The organism is Streptomyces sp. NBC_00258 (assembly GCF_036182465.1).
Taxonomy (GTDB): domain Bacteria; phylum Actinomycetota; class Actinomycetes; order Streptomycetales; family Streptomycetaceae; genus Streptomyces.
In genome coordinates, this window is the sequence record NZ_CP108081.1 from 12,152,752 (window position 1) to 12,171,881 (window position 19,130).

The 19,130-nt window shown below is 69.9% G+C and carries 17 protein-coding genes and 1 pseudogene; 9 read left to right on the top strand and 9 right to left on the bottom strand.

Annotated features, from left to right (window positions below; translation table 11 throughout):
- Nucleotides 1–131 precede the first annotated feature (131 nt).
- Nucleotides 132–1,121 carry a sugar-binding transcriptional regulator gene (locus OG718_RS53925; RefSeq protein ID WP_328842677.1) on the bottom strand — a complete coding sequence of 330 codons (990 nt, stop codon included), beginning with the start codon at nucleotides 1,119–1,121 and terminating at the stop codon, nucleotides 132–134.
- A gap of 311 nt (nucleotides 1,122–1,432) precedes the next feature.
- Between OG718_RS53925 and OG718_RS53930 the strand changes: the two genes are divergently transcribed.
- Genes OG718_RS53930 through OG718_RS53940 form a run of 3 tightly spaced genes read left to right on the top strand, consistent with a single transcriptional unit; the run spans nucleotide 1,433 to nucleotide 4,495 of the window.
- Nucleotides 1,433–2,695: an ABC transporter substrate-binding protein gene (locus tag OG718_RS53930; RefSeq protein ID WP_328842676.1), complete on the top strand. Its 1,263-nt coding sequence runs from the start codon at nucleotides 1,433–1,435 to the stop codon at nucleotides 2,693–2,695.
- A 52-nt stretch (nucleotides 2,696–2,747) separates the two neighbouring features.
- A complete protein-coding gene (locus OG718_RS53935; RefSeq protein WP_328842675.1) occupies nucleotides 2,748–3,635 on the top strand; it encodes a carbohydrate ABC transporter permease in 888 nt (295 codons plus the stop codon).
- On the top strand, nucleotides 3,632–4,495 hold the full coding sequence (locus OG718_RS53940; protein WP_328842674.1) for a carbohydrate ABC transporter permease: 864 nt from the start codon (nucleotides 3,632–3,634) through the stop codon (nucleotides 4,493–4,495). The genes OG718_RS53935 and OG718_RS53940 overlap by 4 nt, the downstream gene beginning before the upstream one ends.
- Before the next feature lie 11 nt (nucleotides 4,496–4,506).
- On the opposite strand, the gene OG718_RS53945 is transcribed toward OG718_RS53940, so the two are convergent.
- The gene (locus tag OG718_RS53945; RefSeq protein WP_328842673.1) at nucleotides 4,507–5,457 is read right to left on the bottom strand and encodes a sugar-binding transcriptional regulator; all 951 of its coding nucleotides are present in this window, start codon (nucleotides 5,455–5,457) and stop codon (nucleotides 4,507–4,509) included.
- A 160-nt stretch (nucleotides 5,458–5,617) separates the two neighbouring features.
- On the opposite strand from OG718_RS53945, the gene OG718_RS53950 reads away from it, so the two are divergent.
- The 4 genes from OG718_RS53950 (at nucleotide 5,618) to OG718_RS53965 (ending at nucleotide 9,982) form a co-directional block, all read left to right on the top strand.
- A complete protein-coding gene (locus OG718_RS53950) occupies nucleotides 5,618–6,502 on the top strand; it encodes a transketolase (RefSeq protein WP_328842672.1) in 885 nt (294 codons plus the stop codon).
- Nucleotides 6,499–7,464, top strand: a complete 966-nt coding sequence (locus OG718_RS53955) for a transketolase family protein (protein WP_328842671.1) — start codon at nucleotides 6,499–6,501, stop codon at nucleotides 7,462–7,464. Before OG718_RS53950 ends, OG718_RS53955 begins: the two co-directional genes overlap by 4 nt.
- Nucleotides 7,461–8,948, top strand: a complete 1,488-nt coding sequence (locus OG718_RS53960) for an FGGY family carbohydrate kinase (RefSeq protein ID WP_328842670.1) — start codon at nucleotides 7,461–7,463, stop codon at nucleotides 8,946–8,948. Before OG718_RS53955 ends, OG718_RS53960 begins: the two co-directional genes overlap by 4 nt.
- A gap of 62 nt (nucleotides 8,949–9,010) precedes the next feature.
- Nucleotides 9,011–9,982: a sugar phosphate isomerase/epimerase family protein gene (locus OG718_RS53965; protein ID WP_328842669.1), complete on the top strand. Its 972-nt coding sequence runs from the start codon at nucleotides 9,011–9,013 to the stop codon at nucleotides 9,980–9,982.
- A 748-nt stretch (nucleotides 9,983–10,730) separates the two neighbouring features.
- On the opposite strand, the gene OG718_RS53970 is transcribed toward OG718_RS53965, so the two are convergent.
- From OG718_RS53970 to OG718_RS53980, 4 genes are all read right to left on the bottom strand, one after another.
- Nucleotides 10,731–10,853 carry a hypothetical protein gene (locus OG718_RS53970; protein WP_328847651.1) on the bottom strand — a complete coding sequence of 41 codons (123 nt, stop codon included), beginning with the start codon at nucleotides 10,851–10,853 and terminating at the stop codon, nucleotides 10,731–10,733.
- Nucleotides 10,826–11,122 carry a hypothetical protein gene (locus tag OG718_RS53975; RefSeq protein WP_328842668.1) on the bottom strand — a complete coding sequence of 99 codons (297 nt, stop codon included), beginning with the start codon at nucleotides 11,120–11,122 and terminating at the stop codon, nucleotides 10,826–10,828. The genes OG718_RS53970 and OG718_RS53975 overlap by 28 nt, the downstream gene beginning before the upstream one ends.
- A 249-nt stretch (nucleotides 11,123–11,371) precedes the next feature.
- Nucleotides 11,372–11,863, bottom strand: a complete 492-nt coding sequence (locus OG718_RS54605; RefSeq protein ID WP_443054846.1) for an alpha-L-rhamnosidase N-terminal domain-containing protein — start codon at nucleotides 11,861–11,863, stop codon at nucleotides 11,372–11,374.
- A 179-nt stretch (nucleotides 11,864–12,042) separates the two neighbouring features.
- Complete coding sequence (locus OG718_RS53980; protein WP_328842667.1) at nucleotides 12,043–13,803, bottom strand: DUF5605 domain-containing protein; 1,761 nt, start codon at nucleotides 13,801–13,803, stop codon at nucleotides 12,043–12,045.
- Between the two features lie 673 nt (nucleotides 13,804–14,476).
- Here OG718_RS53980 and OG718_RS53985 point away from each other — a divergent pair.
- Nucleotides 14,477–15,469 carry a sugar-binding transcriptional regulator gene (locus OG718_RS53985; protein WP_328842666.1) on the top strand — a complete coding sequence of 331 codons (993 nt, stop codon included), beginning with the start codon at nucleotides 14,477–14,479 and terminating at the stop codon, nucleotides 15,467–15,469.
- 24 nt (nucleotides 15,470–15,493) lie between these two features.
- On the opposite strand, the gene OG718_RS53990 is transcribed toward OG718_RS53985, so the two are convergent.
- From OG718_RS53990 to OG718_RS54000, 3 genes and pseudogenes are all read right to left on the bottom strand, one after another.
- Nucleotides 15,494–15,925 carry a hypothetical protein gene (locus OG718_RS53990; RefSeq protein WP_328842665.1) on the bottom strand — a complete coding sequence of 144 codons (432 nt, stop codon included), beginning with the start codon at nucleotides 15,923–15,925 and terminating at the stop codon, nucleotides 15,494–15,496.
- A gap of 348 nt (nucleotides 15,926–16,273) precedes the next feature.
- A pseudogene (locus OG718_RS53995) lies at nucleotides 16,274–17,278 on the bottom strand (MMPL family transporter); the annotation flags it as partial.
- 172 nt (nucleotides 17,279–17,450) lie between these two features.
- Nucleotides 17,451–18,317 carry an SDR family NAD(P)-dependent oxidoreductase gene (locus tag OG718_RS54000; protein ID WP_328842663.1) on the bottom strand — a complete coding sequence of 289 codons (867 nt, stop codon included), beginning with the start codon at nucleotides 18,315–18,317 and terminating at the stop codon, nucleotides 17,451–17,453.
- A gap of 57 nt (nucleotides 18,318–18,374) precedes the next feature.
- Here OG718_RS54000 and OG718_RS54005 point away from each other — a divergent pair, with 57 nt between their 5' ends.
- A complete protein-coding gene (locus OG718_RS54005) occupies nucleotides 18,375–18,839 on the top strand; it encodes a MarR family winged helix-turn-helix transcriptional regulator (RefSeq protein ID WP_328842662.1) in 465 nt (154 codons plus the stop codon).
- Nucleotides 18,840–19,130 lie beyond the last annotated feature (291 nt).

Consider the following 19,130-nt stretch of genomic DNA (forward strand, 5'->3'; position numbering starts at 1 on the left):
GCTGTCGTCGGGATCGGTCCTGGAGGCCGCCCACGGCGCGGCCCAGGCGGTTTGAGATCGGGCGGGTAGCCCTTGGCGCGCAGCCAGCTGTCGAGGGCGAAGGCGACGATGTATCGGGCGAGGCCGCGCGCTCAGTCGTCGTCCAGCAGGCGTCGAGCCGTGCCGATGTCCGTGACGAGTGCGGTGATCCACCGGCCGCGCACCGCGCTCCGGACAGCCGCGTACTTGCGCTCGCCCCCGGCCACGGCGATCCGGCGCGGGACGGTGCGCAGCTGGTCCACGGGGATGCCGATGGTGCGCTCGCCGAGGCCCGCGTCGACATGGACTCCGTCCTGGTCGAAAAAGCGCTGACAGATGTCGCCGACGGCGCCCAGGTCGCGCAGCCGCTCCATCTCCTCCTCGGCGACGGCGTTGCCGCTCAGCCGCAGCAGGGGAGAGGGCTCCACGCTGCCGATGCCGACGAGGACCGTGGTCAACCGCGCCCAGGCCTGGCTGACTTCGAGCACCGACGGGTCGCGCAGCAGTGCGAGCCGGGCCTGGGCGCCCCCGACTAGGCCGGGTGCGCGGACGAACAGCGGTGTGGCGCCGGCGAGTTCGGCGAGCCTGGCCGTCAGCCGGGTCGCCCGCACCTGCCCCTGCGGGTCGCCCATGCCGCCCATCAGCTGGACCACCTTGTCGCAGGCAGGCTGCTTCGCGGGTTGCATCACATCCACTGCGGCCAGCAGGGTCTCGCTCCAGGTGGACACGCCGATGAGGTCATCGGCCCGGAACGCGGTCGCCAGATAGCCGGCCGCGGCCGAGCCCAGGGCGCGCAGCAGCAGCGCCGGGTGGTCGGGCAGGTCGTCCCCATCCGTGATCACGACATCCGTGAGCCGGTGACGCTCGGCGAGGGCGTCCTCCAGCTCGCTGTGGATTCCGTCGGGCGAGACCACGATGGTGCGGACGATCCCCAACTCGGTGGCCGCGCGCAGCAGTCGGGACACGCCGGCCTGCGAGAGGTTCAGGCCCTCGGCGATCTGCGACTGGCGCAGCTCGCGCTCGTGGTACATGCGCGCGACCCGGACGATGAGCCGGAGTCGGTCCACGGACTGGCCGCCGGTCAGGTCGGGGCGCGGTGGCATGCCTACACCTCACTGAGCTCCGCCGGAAGGGCGCTCGGCGCATGACTGAATAACAATTCACTGAATGCATCGACTCTCGGCCGAGAGTGGGGCAGTGGGCCGTGTGCCGTCAAGGGTTTGGCGTGAGTGACCTTTTGCGTGTCTTTCGCTGCAGTAGAAAACGTGCGGCAACATCCTTGACACACAGAAGCTGTCGGGCCTACGTTCCCGGCAGCTTAGACAACGGTACCTGAATATTCATGCACACATCGTGCACCCCCACTGCCGGGCCTCCATCTTCCCCTTTGTCCACTCCTCGACTGGAGATCCCCATGACCGAGTTGAATCGACGACGCTTTCTCGGCGGAGTGGGCGTCACCGCCCTGGGCGCAGCGCTCGCCGCCTGCGGTGGCAGCGGTACGGGCAGCGGCGGCTCGTCGCTGACGTACATGGACTACGACAACGCCGAACAGATCGCCAACGTCAAGAAGGTCCTGGCCGCCTTCCGCAAGGACTCCGGCGTCAAGGTCGCCCTCGACAACCTCTCCGGCTCGGGCGCGGCCATCTACCCGGGCAAGGTGCGCACGGCGCTGCTCGGCGGCAGCCCGCCGGACGTCTTCCGCATCTGGGGCGGGTCCATCGGCGCCCCCTTCGCGACCGCCCACCAGGTCATCGACCTCGCGCCTTACTACGAGCGGTACGGGTGGGACGCCAAGCTCCTCAAGGGCAGCATCGGCGACTTCACCTACGACGGCGTCAAGTACGGCGTTCCCGTCTACGCCTCCGCGATCGGCGTCTACTACCGCAAGGACATGCTGGCGAAGGCAGGCACGACCGTGCCCACCAGCTACGACGAACTCGAAGCCACGAACGCGGCACTGGTCAAGGCCGGTGTCACGCCCTTTCTCGCGGGCGGCAAGTACGGCTGGTACCTGATGCGGTTCTTCGAGTACTTCCTGGAGACCGTCGCCGGGCCCGAACTGCACGACCAGCTGCTCCAGGGCAAGACCTCCTGGGACCGGACCGAGGTGGTGGACGCCTTCGCGATGCTCAAGAAGTGGACCGACAAGAAGTGGTTCGCGGACGGCGTCCTCGGGCTCGACCCCTCGCAGGTCGAGTCGAACCTGGTGGCGGGCAAGGGTGCGATGGTCCTGGACGGCCAATGGGTCGAGGGCGTCGTGGCCACCGCCGACGCCGCGACCCAGGCGGAAATCGGCACGTTCATTCCGCCGACCGGCCAGTCCACGCTCCGGTTCTCCGGCTTCAGCGAAGGCCTGATGATTCCGCGCGGCGCCCCGAACAAGGACCAGTCCGCGAAGTTCGTCGACTTCTTCCTGCGCGCCACGTCGCAGGCACAGCTCGGCAACAGCTACAGCACTGTGAAGGCGTACGAGCCGGATGCGAAGACCAGCCCGCTCAGCCTCCAGTGGCAGAAGTGGCAGAACGAGCACGCCCACTACATGATCCAGGACCAGGCGCTGAGCGCCGAGGCCGCCAACACCTACTTCAGCGTCCAGAGCGACGTGATGCAGGGCAAGCAGTCCCCGAAGGACGCCGCCAAGGCCGTGGCCACCGCTGTGAGCAAGAAGGGCTGAGCCTGTGGCCGCTACGACCCACCGCCCACACGTCGCCAAGGCGCCTGCGAGTGTGGCGAGATCACGCCCGCGGCGCCGGTTCGCAGGCACCGCCTGGCTCTTCGCCGCCCCCGGCCTGATCGTCTACGCGGCCTTCCTGATCTACCCGGCGCTGCGCTCGGTCTGGTTGAGCTTCACCTCCTGGGACGGGATCTCGCCGGACATCAAGTGGACCGGCCTGGCCAACTACCGTGCGATGCTGGACGATCCGGTGGTCCACACGGCGCTGCGCAACAACGCGCTGTGGCTGCTGGTCACCACCGTTGTCCCGCTCGCGGCCGGTCTGGCCCTCGCCGTCGCCCTCAACGGCTCGGTGCGCTTCAAGTCCGCCCTGCGCATGGTGTTCTACCTGCCGGCCGTGCTGCCACTGGTGTCCGTCGGCACCATCTGGGGCTGGCTGTACGACCCGTCGAGCGGCGCGGTGAACACGCTTCTGCGCGACATCGGCCTCGGGTCGCTCGCCCACCCCTGGCTGGGTGACAGCAGTCTCGCCATCTGGGCGACCATGGTCCCCGCGTGCTGGGTACGCGTCGGCTTCCCGCTCGTCCTCTATCTGGCCGCGCTCCAGCACATCCCGGGGGAGCTGTACGAGTCCGCCCGCACCGAAGGCGCAAGCGGCTGGCAGCAGTTCCGGTACATCACCTTCCCGAGCCTGCGGGGCACCCACTACGTCGTCCTGGCACTGTCGTTCATCGAGGGCCTGAAGGTCTTCGACATCATCTTCGCGACGACGAACGGCGGCCCGGGCAACAGCACCCAGGTCCTGGGCACCTGGATGTTCTTCAACGTCTTCCAGTCCTACAAGTTCGGCTATGGCACCGCGATGGCGGTCGTGGTGACCGTGGCCGCGCTCGCCGTGGGCATCCCGTACGTCTGGCGCCAGACCAAGGAGTCATCGTGACAACCGCCGTATCCCCCCTGGTCGGCGCGGCGCGGCGGCGCCGGTTCAGGACGGTCGGCACCACCGCGTTGATGATCCTTGTCGCCCTCCTGTGGGCGTCCCCGATCCTGCTGCTGATCGGCACCGCACTTCGCTCCGGGGCCGACTTCCTCGCGCACGGTCCGCTCAGTTGGCCCCGATCGCTGACCTGGGCCAACTTCAGGGACGCCTGGAGCACCGGAGACTTCGGCACGGCCTTCACCAACAGCGCCCTCCTGACCCTGGTGAAGGTGCCGCTCGGTGTCGTGCTGTCCTCGCTGCTGGCGTACGCGCTGGCCAAGCTGAGGCTGCCGTTCCGTCGCGGCATCATGTTCCTGGTGCTGCTCGGCCTCACGATGCCGATCTTCATCGCCGTCGTACCGCTGTTCACGATGCTGCGGTCGGTGCACCTCACGGACAACCTGTGGGGTCTGCTCGCCCCGTACCTGGCCTTCGGGCTGCCCTTCCAGGTCCTCATCCTGGAGTCCTTCTTCCGCAAGGTGCCCGAGGACCTCCTCAACGCGGCCCGCATCGACGGCGCGGGCAGTCTGCGGATCTTCCTGCGGATCGTGCTGCCCATGTCGCTCCCCGCCCTGGTCACCGTGGCGATCCTTGATGTCGCCGCGACCTGGAACGAGCTCCTCATGGCCCTGGTGCTGCTCAGCTCTCCCGAACACCGGACCGTGCCGCTCGGACTTCTCAACTTCCAGGGGCAGTTCAGCAGCAACCTCACCGGACTGTCGGCGGGAGTGCTCATCACGATCGCGCCGATCCTGCTGATCTACGCCTGCCTGCAACGCTGGATCGTGGGCGGACTGACGGCCGGTGCGATCAAGGAGTAGGCCCGCAGGCGCTAACCGAGCAGCGCCTCCGCCGTCGCCCGGTCGGTCACCAGCGTGTGCACCAGCCCTCCGCGTACGGCCCCGCGGATCGCCTCGTGCTTGCGCTGCCCCCCGGCCACGGCCACGGTCCGGCGCACCGCCCGCAGTTGCTGCGCGCTGATACCGACCACCCGCTCGTCCAGCTCGGACGGCACGGCCCGGCCCTCGGCGTCGAAGAAGTGCAGGCACACGTCGCCGACCGCGCCGAGCTTCTCCAGCGAGGCCAACTCTTCGGCAGGGTAAGCGTTTCCGCTGCGCGCGAGGGTGCTGGACGGGGTGACCTCGCCGATGCCGACGAGACCGACGGTGATCCGGTCCAGATGGGTCAACGCGGCCGCCACGAAGGGGTCTTCGCGCAGCACACGGGCGCTCTCAGCAGAGCCGGCCAGCCCGGGAGCGGGGAGATAGACGGCCTGCCCGCCCACGAGCTGGGCGAGTTGCCCGGCGAGCCGCGAGGCGTGAGCGGCGGCGGCCGGGTCACCGACCCCGCCGACGGCCTGCACGATCGTCACGTCCTTCAGGCCCGCGACCGGTTCCATGGCCTCGACCGTGGCCAGAAGGGAGGCGCTCCATGGAGAGATCCCGATGACGTCGCCGGAGCGCAGCGTGGTCTGCAGGTAGTACGCGGCCGCCGCACCGAGATCGGCCATCAGGCTCTTCTCGTCGTCGGGGTCCGTGTCCACGACCAGGGCGAGCTTGAAGCCGTACGTCTCCTGCAAGCGCTGTTCGAGTGCGGGGTAGGTGCCGGGGGCGGCGTGCACGGTGATGCGCACGATGCCCTGCTGCTGGGCCTTCTTCAGCAGGCGCGAGACCTTGGCCTGTGAGAGGTCGAGCAGTGCCGCGATCTCGGGCTGCCGGACGCCCTCGGAGTAGTACATCCGGGCCACGTGCGTCATGATCCGCAGCTCTTCGCGCGCCGACATCGGCCTTCCTTTCCCCTCCGCCCACCGATGTGGACGCACATCGTTCCCCGTCGTTTCCGTCACCGTACGGGACGGCCCCGGCCTCCCGACCCTTGACGGCGGTCGGGAGTCCGGCCTTAACTATCGACGCATAGCAATTCGATGCTGAATGGATATTCAGATGCTTTCAGCCGTACCAGGAGCCACCTCTCGGCTCCGCGACCTCCGCAGTGAGCTGCGCGCGGCCGCCCCCGCCGATCGGGCCACCCGGCTGTGCGATGCCGCACGCGAGATCCGCCGCCGCGACCTGCGGATGATCGCGCGCGCGGGCCAGGGACACATCGGCGGCGACTTCTCGGCGGCCGACATCCTGGCGGTGCTCTACCTGGCCGTCCTCGACCTCGACCCGGAGCACCCCGACTGGCCCGAGCGCGACCGCTACATCCAGAGCAAGGGGCACGCGTCCGGCGCGCTCTACGCGACCCTCGCGTACGCCGGCTTCTTCGCGGACGCCGATCTGGACACGTACATGGAGCCGCTGTCCGCCCTCAACGGTCACCCCAACCGGCGCAAGATTCCAGGCGTCGAGACCAACACCGGTCCGCTTGGCCACGGCCTGCCGGTCGCCGTCGGCGCCGCGCTCGCCGCCCGCCTCGACGGCTCCACCCGCCACACCTATGTCCTGACCGGCGACGGTGAGCTCCAGGAGGGCAGCAACTGGGAGGCCGCCATGTCCGCCGCCCACTACAAGCTGAACCGGCTCACCGTGGTCGTCGACCGCAACCGTTTCCAGCAGGGCGCCCCCACCGAGGGCACCAACTCGCTGGAGCCCCTCGCCGACAAGTGGACCGCGTTCGGCTTCCGCACCCGGCACATCGACGGCCACGACCACGAGGCCCTGTTCCAGGCGCTGAGCGCCGAGCCGGCCGACAACCGCCCCCTGTGCCTGATCGCGGACACGGTCAAGGGCAAGGGCGTGTCCTTCATGGAGGACCGGGTCGAGTGGCACCACAAGGTTCCCTCCGCCGACCAGACCGCCGCCGCCCTGGAGGAACTCTCCCGATGACCCTCGCCACCGCCGCCCCCGAACTGCACGACTGCCGCCAGGCCTTCGCCGAGACCCTCGCCGAGCTCGCCGAGTCCGACCCTCGCACGGTCGCTGTCTGCAACGACTCCGTGGGCTCCAGCAACCTCAAGGACTTCCAGCAGCGCTTCCCCGACCGGCTGATCAACGTCGGCATCGCCGAGCAGAACATGGTCGGCGTCGGAGCCGGGCTTGCAGGCGGGGGCCGCATTCCTTACGTGTGCGCGGCCGCGCCCTTTCTCACCGGCCGGGCACTTGAGCAGATCAAGGCCGATGTGGCTTACTCACGGGTGAATGTGAAGCTGTGCGCCATGAGTCCCGGGTTCGCCTACGGTCAGCTCGGCCCGACCCACCACGGTGTGGAGGACTTCGCCTGGCTGCGCACGCTGCCTGAACTAACGATCCTGACCCCCGCCGACCCCGAGGAGACGCGTGAGGCACTGCGCTGGGCGCACTCCTACGACGGCCCCGTCTATCTGCGGATCGGGCGCACCAAGGTGCCGGACGTGACCCCGCACGTGCCCTTCCGGGCCGGGCGGGCCGCACGGCTGCGCGACGGCGACGACATCACGCTGATCTGCGCCGGCACGACCGTGCCAGCCGCCCTGGAAGCCGCCGACCGGCTCGCCGCCGACGGGGTACGGGCCCGGGTGCTGAACTTCTCCACCGTCAAACCGCTCGACGAGGAGGCCGTGCTCGCGGCGGCCCGCCAGACCGGCCGGATCGTCACCGTCGAGGAGGCCAACGTGCGCGGCGGGCTCGGCAGCTCGATCGCCGAGACCGTGGTCACGCACACGCCTGTGCCGATGCGGCTGCTGGGTGTCGGGGACGAGTTCACCCCGACCGGCAGCGCGGCCTTCCTCGCCGACTACTTCGGAATCACCGCCGACGCCGTCGTACGGGCCGCGGGTGAGCTGCTCGGCTCCGAGACGGACGCGTCGTGAGCCCGGCCGCCTCGGCACGCGATGCCGTCCTCGCCCTCGACCAGGGCACGAGCGGCACCAAGGGCATGCTCGTCGCCGAGGACGGCACCGTACTCGCGACCGCTTACCGAGCGCTCAGCCAGCAGTACCCGGCACCAGGCCATGTCGAGCAGGAGCCGGAAGCCCTGTGGACCACCGTGGTGGAGGTCCTGCGCGAGCTGGCCATGCGCGAAGGCGTACGTCCCGTAGGACTGGGGTTGAGCGTGCAGCGCGAGGCGGTGCTCGTCTGGGAGAGAGCCACTGGACGGCCGCTGTCCCGGCTGGTGAGCTGGCAGGACCGCCGTACCGCCGAGCGGTGCGCGGAGCTGGCGCAGAGCCGGCACGCCGGACTGATCACCGAGCGCACGGGACTCCCGGTCGACCCGATGTTCTCCGCCAGCAAGGCAGCCTGGCTGCTCGACGACCTCGACCCGGGGCGCGGCCGGGCACGCGCGGGTCTGCTGCGGGTCGGCACGGTCGACGCCTGGCTGCTGCATCGGCTGACCGGCGGCGCGACCGAGGCCGTGGAGACCGGATCCGCCTCGCGCACCCAGCTCCTGAATCTGGCCACGGGCGAGTGGGACCCGGAGCTCGCCGAGATCTTCGGCGTCCCGCTGGAAACCCTGCCCGCGGTCACCGCTTCCACCGGCGACTTCGGTCGCATGCGCGGAGTACCCGGCGTACCGGACGGACTCCCGATCGCCGCCGTCCTCGGCGACTCGCACGCCGCGCTGTTCGCCCAGAGCCACGGCGAAGCCGACGTGGTGAAGGCGACGTACGGCAGTGGCTCCTCCCTGATGATGCTCTGCCCGCAGGACGTCAAGCTGCCCCACGGCATCGCGCGGACCATTGCCTGGCGGTTCGCCGGCCAGGAACCCGCCCGCGCGCTGGAGGCAAACATCGCCTCCGCCGGCACAGCCGTCCGCTGGGCCGCCCGGCTGCTGGGAACCGATACAGCAGGGGTTGCCGAACTGGCCGCCACCGGGCGGGACAGCGGACTTCACCTGGTGCCCGCCTTCGACGGGCTCGGCGCCCCTTACTGGGACCGCGACGCACGGGCCGTCCTCTCCGGCATCCAGCAGGACACCGGACCCGCCGAACTGGCCCGGGCCGCCGTGGAGTCGCTTGCCTACCAGGTCGCCGACACCCTCACCCGCTTCGAGGACGCACTCGGCCCCGTGGCCGCACTCTGCGCCGACGGCGGGCCCACCGCCAACGAACGGCTGATGTCCTTCCAGACCGAGCTCACCGGCTGCCCCGTGCTGCGGGCGGGCGTTCCGGAGTTGTCCGCGCTCGGCGTGGCCCAGCTTGCGGGCATGGCGCTCGGCCTCTGGAGGAGGTCCGACCTGGCGGCCGTCACCCCGCCCGGGCGCCGGTTCGCACCCATACGGGGCCAGGCCTGGCGCGAGGCTCGCATGGTCGGCTGGCGGCAGGCCGTCGCCCGGGCGCGCGTCATGCCGACCTGACAACGCCCACTCGACCGACCACCGAACATCCCGCACCCGTACCACTCCCAAAGGAGAGACCCATGTCCTCGCTCCGTTTCGCAGGCGGCATGTGGAGCTTCGGCCGCATCATCGACCGCTACGCCACCAACGGCTATGGCCCCGAGGTCGGCGCCCTGGAAGCCATCGACCTCGCCGCCGAGTCCGGCGAGCTGACCGCGCTCGACCTCAACTACCCTTTCGGCGACGGCGTGAGCGTCGCCGACGTGAAGGCGAAACTGGCCGAGCACGACCTCACCGTCACCAACATCACCCCCGTGATCTACGACCGCGGATACCGCTCCGGCTCCTTCACCAGCGCCGACCCCAAACTGCGCCGAGCGGCGATCGACCTCGGCCACGAGGCCGTGGACGTCGCCCGCGAACTCGGCGCCCGCTACGTGAAGTTCTGGCCCGGCCAGGACGGCTACGACTACCCTTTCCAGGTCGACTACGCCACCCTGCGGCGGCACGCCATCGAGGGCATCGGCGAGGTGGTCAAGGCCCACCCGGACATGACCTTCGGCATCGAGTACAAGCTGAAGGAACCGCGCACCCGCCTGTTCTGGTCGACGGCTGCCACGACCCTGCTCGCACTGGAGCAGATGGGCGCCGACAACATCGGCCTCGTCATCGACTTCGGCCACTCCCTGTTCGCCAAGGAGAACCCCGCCGAGGCCCTCACCCTCGCCCACTCCATGGGCCGCCTCGTCGACATCGAACTCTGCGACAACTACCGCGAGTGGGACGACGACCTGACCGCGGGCGCCCTGCACGTCGTCGAGACCCTGGAATTCCTGCACGTCACCCGGCGGATCGGCTGGGAGCACCCGCTCAAGCTCGACCTGTTCCCCTACCGCGAGGACCCGCGCGAGGCCGTCCGTGAATCGGTCGCCGCGATCCGCGCCCTCGACCAGCGCGCTGCCCGCATCCCGCTGGACGAGCTGGCCGCCGCCCAGGCGAACCACGACGCCATGACGGCCCAGCGCATCGTGCGCACCGCGCTGTACGGATAGCGCCGCGCGAAGGCATCACCCGGGTGTGGGCCCGCAGGGCCGACCCGCACCCGTCTTTCCACCCCACCCGACCGTCTAAGCGTGGTAACGGCGGAACCCGGCGCCTTTGTACGAGCAAGGGGCACCAAGACGTGAAGCCACAGCCCACCGACAGCGACACCAGAGGAAGCGTCGCCAGGCTCACCATGGCCGCCGCCATCGGCTGTCTCCTCTTCGGATACGACAACGGCGTGATCTCCGGTGCGCTGCTCCCCGTCTGCCGGGACCTGCACACCGCCACTCTGATGGCGCAGACCATCGTCGGCATCCTGCTGCTCTGCGCCGTAGCCGGCGCCTGCACGGCTGGTCAGCCGACCGACCGGATGACGCAAGATCACCCTCGGCATCGCCTGGGTCTGGACGCCTCTGGACGGCCTCTGCAACCTGTGCCATATGGGACCGTCATAGCTCACTGCAGACGGCCACCACCGCACGCGGCCACGGAGAGCGGATTGTCACTCCACGCCGGCAGCGTGCGGGTTTCGGCGCACAGGGCGGTATCGGCCCATGGCCATGTCACACCAGAGTGCGACCGGATGCAGTAGGCGGCACCCCCAATCTTTTCCGGCTCCGACCGCTGCGTGGCGCCGGGCGGCCACCCAGTCCGAGAGACCGCATCGGCCAAGATCCGGACAATTTCCGGGCCAGCGATCCTGCCAAAGTCCCGACGGGCGCTTTTTGCGCTGGTCAGCGACGCGTAGCCCACGTACTACCAGCAGACGAAGGGCCTGCTGGTGTCGTACTTGCCGAAGAAGCCGGACTTCTTCGGCTGCCGCAGGGGCGCCTGGCCAGGGCAGGTGCCCTTCAGGCGCCCCTCCGTGCCAAGGTCCACCCGACGAGCAGGCCTGCGCCCCAGTACGCCTCGCCACCGCCCGCGTAGGGGTTGACCGGGTCGGCGGTGCCGGAGAACGACAGGACGGGCACTCCCCTCCCGGGCCGGCAGGCGGCGAGGTCGGGCACGTAGGTGCCGTCCGCGTCCATGACGGGCGCCCCCGCGCGCAGGCCCGCCACCGCGGCGATGGCAGCGAGCCGGTCCGGGTGATCGCAGGCGCACTGCGACGAGGAACTGCTCGTCGTCCGGTCCGCCCGTGCCGGTGACATGCGGGACGTTCCACCGGTATCCGGGCGCGGCGTCGATCACACCCTGCGGTGCCACGAGCAGGAAGCCCTCTCTGTCTGCGGTCTGCCCCAGTTGACTGCAGTCGAGTTGCTCGGCCGCCGTGCTCTGGCTGCCGTGCAGGTCCAGCATCGTCGGCAGATGTCCGCGACCCTGCGCCCGCCGAGAGACGTAGACCACCACGGTGCGTTCCAGCCCGCCCGAACGGATGGTGAGCGTGGTGCGTCCCGCCTTCAGACCGCACCGGCCGAGATCAGTCCGTCGTGCGACGTCTCGGCCGCGGAAGCCGACGACACCGGGGCCGCGAGCAACAGGCCGCACAGAAGCGTGAGGGCCGTCCGTAGGACGTTATCCGGGTGGAGGCCGTGGCCGCGGAGAGGGCCAAGGCACGACGCGGCTCTTGCCAGGACGTTCAGGGCGTGTGTGGGCACGCCCGCCGCGGTGAAGGTGGTGTTGGTGACGGGGACGTCGTCAGGAAGTGGCGGTGTCGCCGACGTACTCGAGCGGCTTGGCGCTCTTGATCGTCTCCCCGATGTGGTCACTGGTCTCGGGAGACCGCTTGCCGTCCCGGGCGCGGCGGTGGCGGTACTCGTCCAGCCCGGGGTCGGCACGTGGTCCCTCACGACCGCGCCGTTGACCTCCGCCTCGTACACGCCCAGGGCGGTCACTCGCAGTTCGCCCGAGCGGATCGGCGCGCGGAGGGCGAATTCCCCGCGCGGCAGCACGGCCGGGCGGGCCCGGTCCGCGGCGGCTCAGTGGCGGGCGTGATCGCGCAGGCGGTCTAGCGGTGCGTCGTCATGGGAAGCCTCCTGCGGGAACGTTTCGGGTTGGCATCGGTGCGAGAAGCCGCACGGGAGGCCGCCGAGCATGCCGCCACCGCGCGTGCGGCCGTGCGGGAACACGCCTATACGGCCCGCAGCCGGACCGCGATGAACTGGCGGCCGGGCAGGTCGATGCGGAAGACCCCCTCGTAGGTACCGGGCAGTTCGGTGACGGTCATCCCCCAGGTGTCGATGACGTCCACTTTCCACCGGATGCCGGGACGCAGCGCGAAGGTGCGGTAGCGCGGCTGGCCGAAGCCGAAGTAGGCGAGGCGGTAGGTGTCGGCGACGCCGCCGACTGGGACGTCCCAGTCGCCGAGGAGCGGGCCGATGCCGTCCTGCGGGGACTCCTCCAGGATGCGGTGGAGGAAGGCGATCCGGGCTGGAGACTCGCCCTTGAGGGTGCCGCCCTTGGACCACCACAGCACCTCGTCGTCGGCCAGGTAGGTCTCGCCGTGGCCGACGTATCCGCCCCGGACGGCTCCCTCCCAGAAGCGGCGGACCAGCTCCTGAGCGGGAAGGTTGCCCCAGCCCTGGTCGATGTCGCCCTCGTAGCCGCACTCGTCGATGACCACCGGCTTGTTCCATTCGGTGCGCCACGCGTCGGTGTTCTCGGCGGTGCGGTAAACGTCGACGCGCTGGACGCTGGCGTGGGTGACCCAGTTGGCGTTGTTGTCCCAGAAGTCCGTGCAGTTGTGGATGCCCAGCAGGTGGCCATGCGGGTCGGTGTCGCCGATCACGGCGGCCATCCGGTGCCAGTCCTCCTCTGTCTTGGCCCACAGCAGGTCGTATTCGTTGGCCAGCGACCACCACACGTTGGGGAGGGCCGCCAGGCGGGCGACCACGTAGCGCAGGTAGCGGTCGTCGGCGACCGGGCCCATGTCGGAGAAGCCCCAGCGGTCGTAGGGGTGGAAGAGGATCAGGTCGGCCTGGATGCCCAGTTCGCCGAGTTGGCGGATGCGGTTCTCCAGGTGGGTGAAGTAGGCGGGGTTGAGGTGCCGGAAATCCCAGCCGTCCTTGAGGGAACCGGCGAAGGGGTAGAGCGGCGGTTCGTTGGCGTTGAAGAGGTACGCCTTGGGGAAGACGCACATCCGCATCTTGTTGAACGGCGCCTCGGCGAGGGTGCGCAGGGTCCGCTCCTCCAGTTCGTCGCCCTGGTGCGTCCAGGCGTACGCCGTTGTGCCGATGGGGAGATGACGGGTGCCGTCGGCGTGGCGGAAGTGGAAGGTGTTGTGCACGCGGACCGGGCCGTGTTCGCCGGGGGCGGCGGGGAGGCAGTCGAAGGTGCCGGTGATGCCGGTCAGGGAGCGGGAGTTGGAGGTGGTGGCGAAGCCCCAGGCGCCCTCTTCGTCGGGCATGAGGCGCAGGCGGTGGATGCCGTCGTCGTCGTAGAAGCCGTGCGCGGTGAGGGTGCGCCCGGTGTCCTGGTGGATGAACTCGGCGCTCAGCGCGATGTCGGTGAAGGGGTTTCCGTGAGCCGGACCGTGGAGTTCGAGCTCGAACGGGTGCCAACGGGTGACCGAGGAGGGCCAGTCGGCGTCGGCGCTGCCGAGCGGGACCTCGGGTCCTTCGTAGCTGTCGGAGGGGACGGTCACCGCCTCGGTGGGGCGCGGTTGATCGGCCAGGGTCTCGTCGACGGTGGCGAGTTCGACGAAGAAGGCGTCCCTAGCCTCGGGGTTGGCGCGGGTGTTGTCGAGGAAGCCGACGACCTGCGCGAGGCTGACGTGGCGCAGTTGCACACCGAGGGGGGCGTTGACGATGCCGGAGAGGTGTTTGCGGACGACGGCCGTGGCCTGCCGGTTGCGCAGGACGTCGCCGAGGAGAGAGTCGGGGCTGTACGGCATCGGGGCTCCAGGGGATAAGGGCGGGGCGGCGGGGTCAGTGCTTGGTGTCGTGACCCTCGTAGCGGAACCGACGGGCGTCGACGACGCCGGCGGACCGTAGCCGTCGGTGGCGTACCGGTCGATGGTGCGGCCGAAACTCCACATCCCTCCGGCATGACTGCGCGGCGTGATCGACACAAGATCTACCTGAATTAATATTCAAATACCGGTGAACAGGGGATGGCCGGGAACGTAAGCCGGGCCCGTTGTGCATGTCAAGAGTGCACCGCCACTTTTCCCAATCGCCGCAAACAGCCTATAGAACCCCTACTGCCCCCGCCCGATCACCCCCTGTCGGCGCCTTGACGTGATACTGGGAGGTGGCACACTATCCCGAAAAATATAAACCACTTTGTGAATGAATATTCACACGCTCGCCACTGGCCACGCCGCCTCGGCGCGCTACCGCGACCTGCGGCAGGTCACCCGTGACGGCCGGCCGCAGCCGTGGAGCCGCTTCGGAACATGTCCACCAAAGTCCGGGGGCGGATTGTGAAGACGAACCGGAACGGCTGCGGCGGCTGGCGGCCTGGCACGACGCGGTGGCGCGCAGCCGGAACGCGAGGAAGGTGCCCACCTCATGAGCCCGGCATCAGAGGGCCGGACCGGCCCGAATCTCAGTAGTGTTCAGGGGGTGTCCCAACATCCAGACCTCACCAGCCACGAGCCGGTCGACAAACTCCGGCTTATCGTCCGTGTTGCCCGGATGTACCACGAACGCGGCTTGCGCCAGGCCCGGATCGCCGAAGCGCTGAACCTCTCCCAGGCCGGCGTCTCCCGGCTGCTGCGCAGCGCGGCCGAGCTGGGCGTGGTGCGTACCGTCGTGGTCTCCCCTGAAGGGATCCACAGCGACCTGGAGGACGCGGTCGCCGAGCGCTACCAGCTGACCGACGTGGTGATCATCGACGGTGACGACCTGCTCGACCACCCGCGCAGCCTGCTCCGCGCCCTCGGCTCTGGTGCCGCCAGCTACCTGGAGACCGCCTTCCGCCCCGGGGACCTGATCGGGGTCTCCACCTGGAGCGAGACCCTGTTGGCCGCCGCCAACGTGATGCAGCCAGCCAAGCAGCAGGTGGCCGACAAGGTCGTCCAGCTCATGGGCGGTATGGGCGACCCCCAGGGCCAGGTCCAGGCCACCCGCCTCACCGCCCGCCTCGCCGACCTGACCGGCGGCACCCCGCTCTTCGTCCGGGCCCCGGGTCTGGTCGGCTCCGCCGAGGCCCGGCTCTCCCTGCTCCACGACCCGACGGTGGCGGAGGTCAGCCAGGCATGGCAGCAGCTGACCGTCGTCCTCGTCGGCATTGGCAGCGTCGAGCCCTCGCCGCTGCTGCGGCTCAGCGGGAACGCGGTCGCGGAGGACGAGCTGGCGCGGCTGCGGTCGCTGGGGGCGGTCGGGGACATCTGCCAGCGCTTCTTCGACGAGAACGGGACATACGTCGACGCTGGGCTGGGCGAGCGGACAATCGGCATCTCGGCGGACCAGCTCCGCACGGTCCCCCGCCGCCTCGCCGTCGCGGGCGGCCTGCGCAAGTACGCCGCCGTGCGGGGGGCGTTGAGGGGGCGGTGGATCACGGCGCTGGTGACGGACACGAGTACGGCGCGGCGGCTGCTGGAGGAAGAGGAGTGAGGGAGGCACCGTGGCCGACGCCCCCTATTGATGTGCTGGGGTGGGCGCTTCCGTGATGCCGTCGTGAAGTGCCGAAGAGCTCGGCCGCACCCAGCGTGCGGTCGCGGCGTTGCACGACCTGCTGACGCCTCCAGCATCCGGGGACGCGCCCAGGATCGAACTGCGCAGCGTCGGCGCGGTCCAGGCTGCGGCGTTCACCGCGGCACCGCCTACCGGGCGGAGCTGTCGGTGCGCGTCGACCAGCCGGTCCTGTCCGACGACCCGGTCCTCCAGCGCGACCTCCAGCTGCCGGACTCCTGGTGGCAGGACCTCGCCGTGACGCTGGAAAAGGTGGCGGCCGTCGACACCGACCGCGTCGCCGTACGACAGCAGTTCATGGACCGGGCGATCCCCGAGTTCGTGGGCATCCCGGCCCCGGCCGTGACTCGCTGGACCGCCGCCCACTCCGACCTGCACTGGGCTAACGTCACCGCACCGCTGAGGATTCTCGACTGGGAGGGCTGGGGGCGCGCTCCCCGGAGGGATTCGACGCCGCCACGCTCTACGCCTACACACTGCTCCAGGAGGACGTCGCCGCCCGCGTCCGAGACGTCTTCCCTGTCCTGGGCAGCCCGGCCGGCCTCGCAGCCGACGGCCGCCTCACCACACGCCGCGTGCGGGCCGAGCAGCACGGCCGGCGCGTCACGATGGGCGTTCGCTGGGGCCGCTTCGTCACCCGCCATCCCTGGAAGATGCTGCTGGCGTCGGTCGTCGGCCTGGGCGTGCTGGCCATCCCGGCACTGTCACTGCGGCTGACCCTGCCCGACGACACACGCGGGTACCGGTGAAGCCCAGCGTGGCGGGCAGGAGGGTGAGCGCGACCAGGACGGCGACGGTGATGGCGAAGGCCGCGGCCAGGCCCATGGTGGTGAGCATCGCGATGCCGATGACGCTCAGACCGGCCAGCGCGATGACGACGGTCAGGCCGGCGAAGACGACCGCCGAGCCCGCGGTCCCCAGGGCGCGCCCGGCGGCTTCCTCGGGCGCGTGCCCCTCACGCAGCTCTGTCCGGTAGCGCGAGACGATGAACAGGGCGTAGTCGATGGCCACCGCCAGACCGAGCATGAGCGCCAGAGTCTGCGCGTTGGAGGCCATGTCGACGAACGACGAGGCGACGGTGATGGCACACAGGGCGATACCGACGCCGACGATCGCGGACAACAGGGGCAGTCCGGCCGCGACCAGCGAACCGAAGGTGATGACCAGGACGAAGGCGGCGACCAGCAGACCGATCAGTTCGGCGGCGTTGCTCTCTTCCTCCTCCAGCACCGCGTTGCCGCCCAGACTGACGTTCAGGCCCGCCTTCTCACCCTTGTCCGCCACCTCGTGCAGGGCGTCCGACGCGGCGGGAGTGATGTCGGCCTGCGGGACGGCGTAGGTCACCTGGGCGTAGGCGATGCTGCCCGAGGAACTGACCAGGCCGGCGGTGAAGGGGTCGGTGACGCTCGCCACCTGCGGCGCCTTGCGCAGGTCAGAGACCAGGGACTCCACCTCCTGCTTGTGCGCGGCGGACGTCAGCTTCTGCCCGTCCGGAGCCTCGATGACCACGCGAGCCGCGGCGCCGGCGGCCGAAGCCTGCGGGAACTCCTTCTCCAGCAGGTCGATGGCCTGCTGCGACTGGGTTCCGGGAAGGGTGAAGTCGTCCGTCGTACTGCCGGACACGCTGCTGACGCCGATCACCGCGGCGACGAGCACCGCGATCCACGCCAGCAGCACCAGCCGGCGCCGCCGGAAGGCGAGCCGGCCGAGCCGGTAGAGAAAGGTGGCCACGAAAATTACTCCCACCAGGAGGAAAAAGGATGTGTGAGGGCGAGCCCGACAGGCTCCGCCCATGAACGTAGGAGTCGGGTGCGGCCGAAAAGAGCTACTGGAGGACGAATCCGCGCCCGGGGCGGTACTCCGGTACCGGGTGGTGTCCTCCTTGAGGCGGGTGTGCCGGGTCTCAGCCGGCCGGGTGGGCGGCGAGAAGTGCCGTGGTCGCGTCCCACAGCTCCCGCTGTACGCGCGGGTCCCGGCCGGGTTCGGGGCACTGCAAGGGGCGGGCGTCGCGGGCGGAGAAGTAGCCGCCGGTGGTGCCCGCGAGTGCCGGATCGGTGGCGAGCCGCACGATGATGCCGGCGCCCTTGCGGGGATCGCCGATCCTCAGGGTGTTCAGCACCCGCTGCAGGACGGCGGAGCCGGGCAGGTCCCGGCCCAGGCCGGTGGCGTTGAAGCCGGGGTCGCAGCAGTTCACGGTGACCTTGTCCGCGTCCAGGCGGCGGGCGAGTTCCTGCGTCCACATGATGGTCATCAGCTTCGTGCGCCCGTACAGGGGCATCGACTCCCGGCGGGTGTAGGGCTCGGTGCGCCGCAGGTCCTCGGCCGGGGCGATCGTTTTCGCCTGTTGGGCCGCTTCGGAGGCGACGTTGACGATCCGGGCCGGCGCGGAGGATCCGAGTTTCGCTGTCAGCGCCTCGGTCAGGACGAACGGGCCGAGGTAGTTCACCGCCGTCATGTCCGCGAGGCCCTCGGTGGTGATGCGCTGCGCGAAGGCGTGGAGGCCGGCGTTGTTGACCAGGACGTCCAGGCGCGGGTAGCGCGCGGCGATCTCCTCGCCCGCGCGGCGGGCGTCGGAGAGCAGACCGAGGTCGGCGTGGAAGACGTCGACGGGCTCGTCGGTCACCGCCTTCAGGTCGGTGACGAGGGCTTCCGCCTTGCTGCGGGAGCGGGCCACGGTGCCGATGCGGTAGCCCTGGCGGGCCAGCTCGAAGGCGGCGATGCGGCCCAGTCCGGAGGTGGCTCCGGTGATCACGGCGACGGGACGATCCATCCCACAACCCCTTTCATGAGGTACCTCACGATCACGTTGTGCGAGGATACCCGAACCATGGAGCAGCACGAATCGACGACCACGGGCAGCGCCCCGGAGCAGGTGGGACTGTCTTTCCTCACCCTCGCGTACAGCCTGCGCGAACGGGTCGACCAGCGCACGACGGCGACCGCCGGCCTGTCCCTGTCCCGCACCAAGGTCCTTCAGGTGCTGGCCGGCCGCGGCGCGCTCCACCAGGCGGAGCTAGCGGCTTTCCTCGGCCAGGCACCGCGCTCCGTCACCCAGATCGTGGAGGGTCTTGAGCGCCTCGGCATGGTCGCCCGGACCAGCGACCCCGAGGACCGCCGCCGCAAGACCGTCTCCCTCACCGACACCGGCCGCACGGCACTGAGGGCCGCGGAAGAAGCGGGCACGCACGTACTTCGCCAGTACTTCGGCCGGCTCGAACCGCAACAGCTGGCCACACTCGACACGCTGCTCGCACACCTGGACGTCACCCTCACTGGTGACAAGACCGGCTGACACGAGCACGGAAGAAATCGCCTGCAGCATCCAGCCAGACCGGCACGGGCTGACCGGCTTCGAGGGCCTAGCTTCCACCCGGTCGCCCCGGTCGGCCCTTCCGGGAGTCGCCGGGCCAGGAGACCGACCGCTTCGACCCCGGTCGAGGCCGGCGAACCGTCGCAGGTCCGCGAGGGATTCCTCACCCGCCGGGACTCCGGCCAGAACCTGGGGCGAGGCCTTCAGCGTTTGTGCCAGCTGGCGTAGTCGGTGAGGGGAGGGGGAGTGGCACCCCTGTTCGTAGCTGGTGAT

Excerpts from the sequence above, each read along its gene's own strand:
- OG718_RS53925 (WP_328842677.1), bottom strand. The coding sequence starts at position 1,121 with ATGCCACCGCGCCCCGACCTGACCGGCGGCCAGTCCGTGGACCGACTC.
- OG718_RS53930 (WP_328842676.1), top strand. The coding sequence starts at position 1,433 with ATGACCGAGTTGAATCGACGACGCTTTCTCGGCGGAGTGGGCGTCACC.
- OG718_RS53945 (WP_328842673.1), bottom strand. The coding sequence starts at position 5,457 with ATGTCGGCGCGCGAAGAGCTGCGGATCATGACGCACGTGGCCCGGATG.
- OG718_RS53950 (WP_328842672.1), top strand. The coding sequence starts at position 5,618 with ATGCTTTCAGCCGTACCAGGAGCCACCTCTCGGCTCCGCGACCTCCGC.
- OG718_RS53955 (WP_328842671.1), top strand. The coding sequence starts at position 6,499 with ATGACCCTCGCCACCGCCGCCCCCGAACTGCACGACTGCCGCCAGGCC.
- OG718_RS53965 (WP_328842669.1), top strand. The coding sequence starts at position 9,011 with ATGTCCTCGCTCCGTTTCGCAGGCGGCATGTGGAGCTTCGGCCGCATC.
- OG718_RS53975 (WP_328842668.1), bottom strand. The coding sequence starts at position 11,122 with ATGTCACCGGCACGGGCGGACCGGACGACGAGCAGTTCCTCGTCGCAG.
- OG718_RS53980 (WP_328842667.1), bottom strand. The coding sequence starts at position 13,803 with ATGCCGTACAGCCCCGACTCTCTCCTCGGCGACGTCCTGCGCAACCGG.
- OG718_RS54000 (WP_328842663.1), bottom strand. The coding sequence starts at position 18,317 with ATGGATCGTCCCGTCGCCGTGATCACCGGAGCCACCTCCGGACTGGGC.
- OG718_RS54005 (WP_328842662.1), top strand. The coding sequence starts at position 18,375 with ATGGAGCAGCACGAATCGACGACCACGGGCAGCGCCCCGGAGCAGGTG.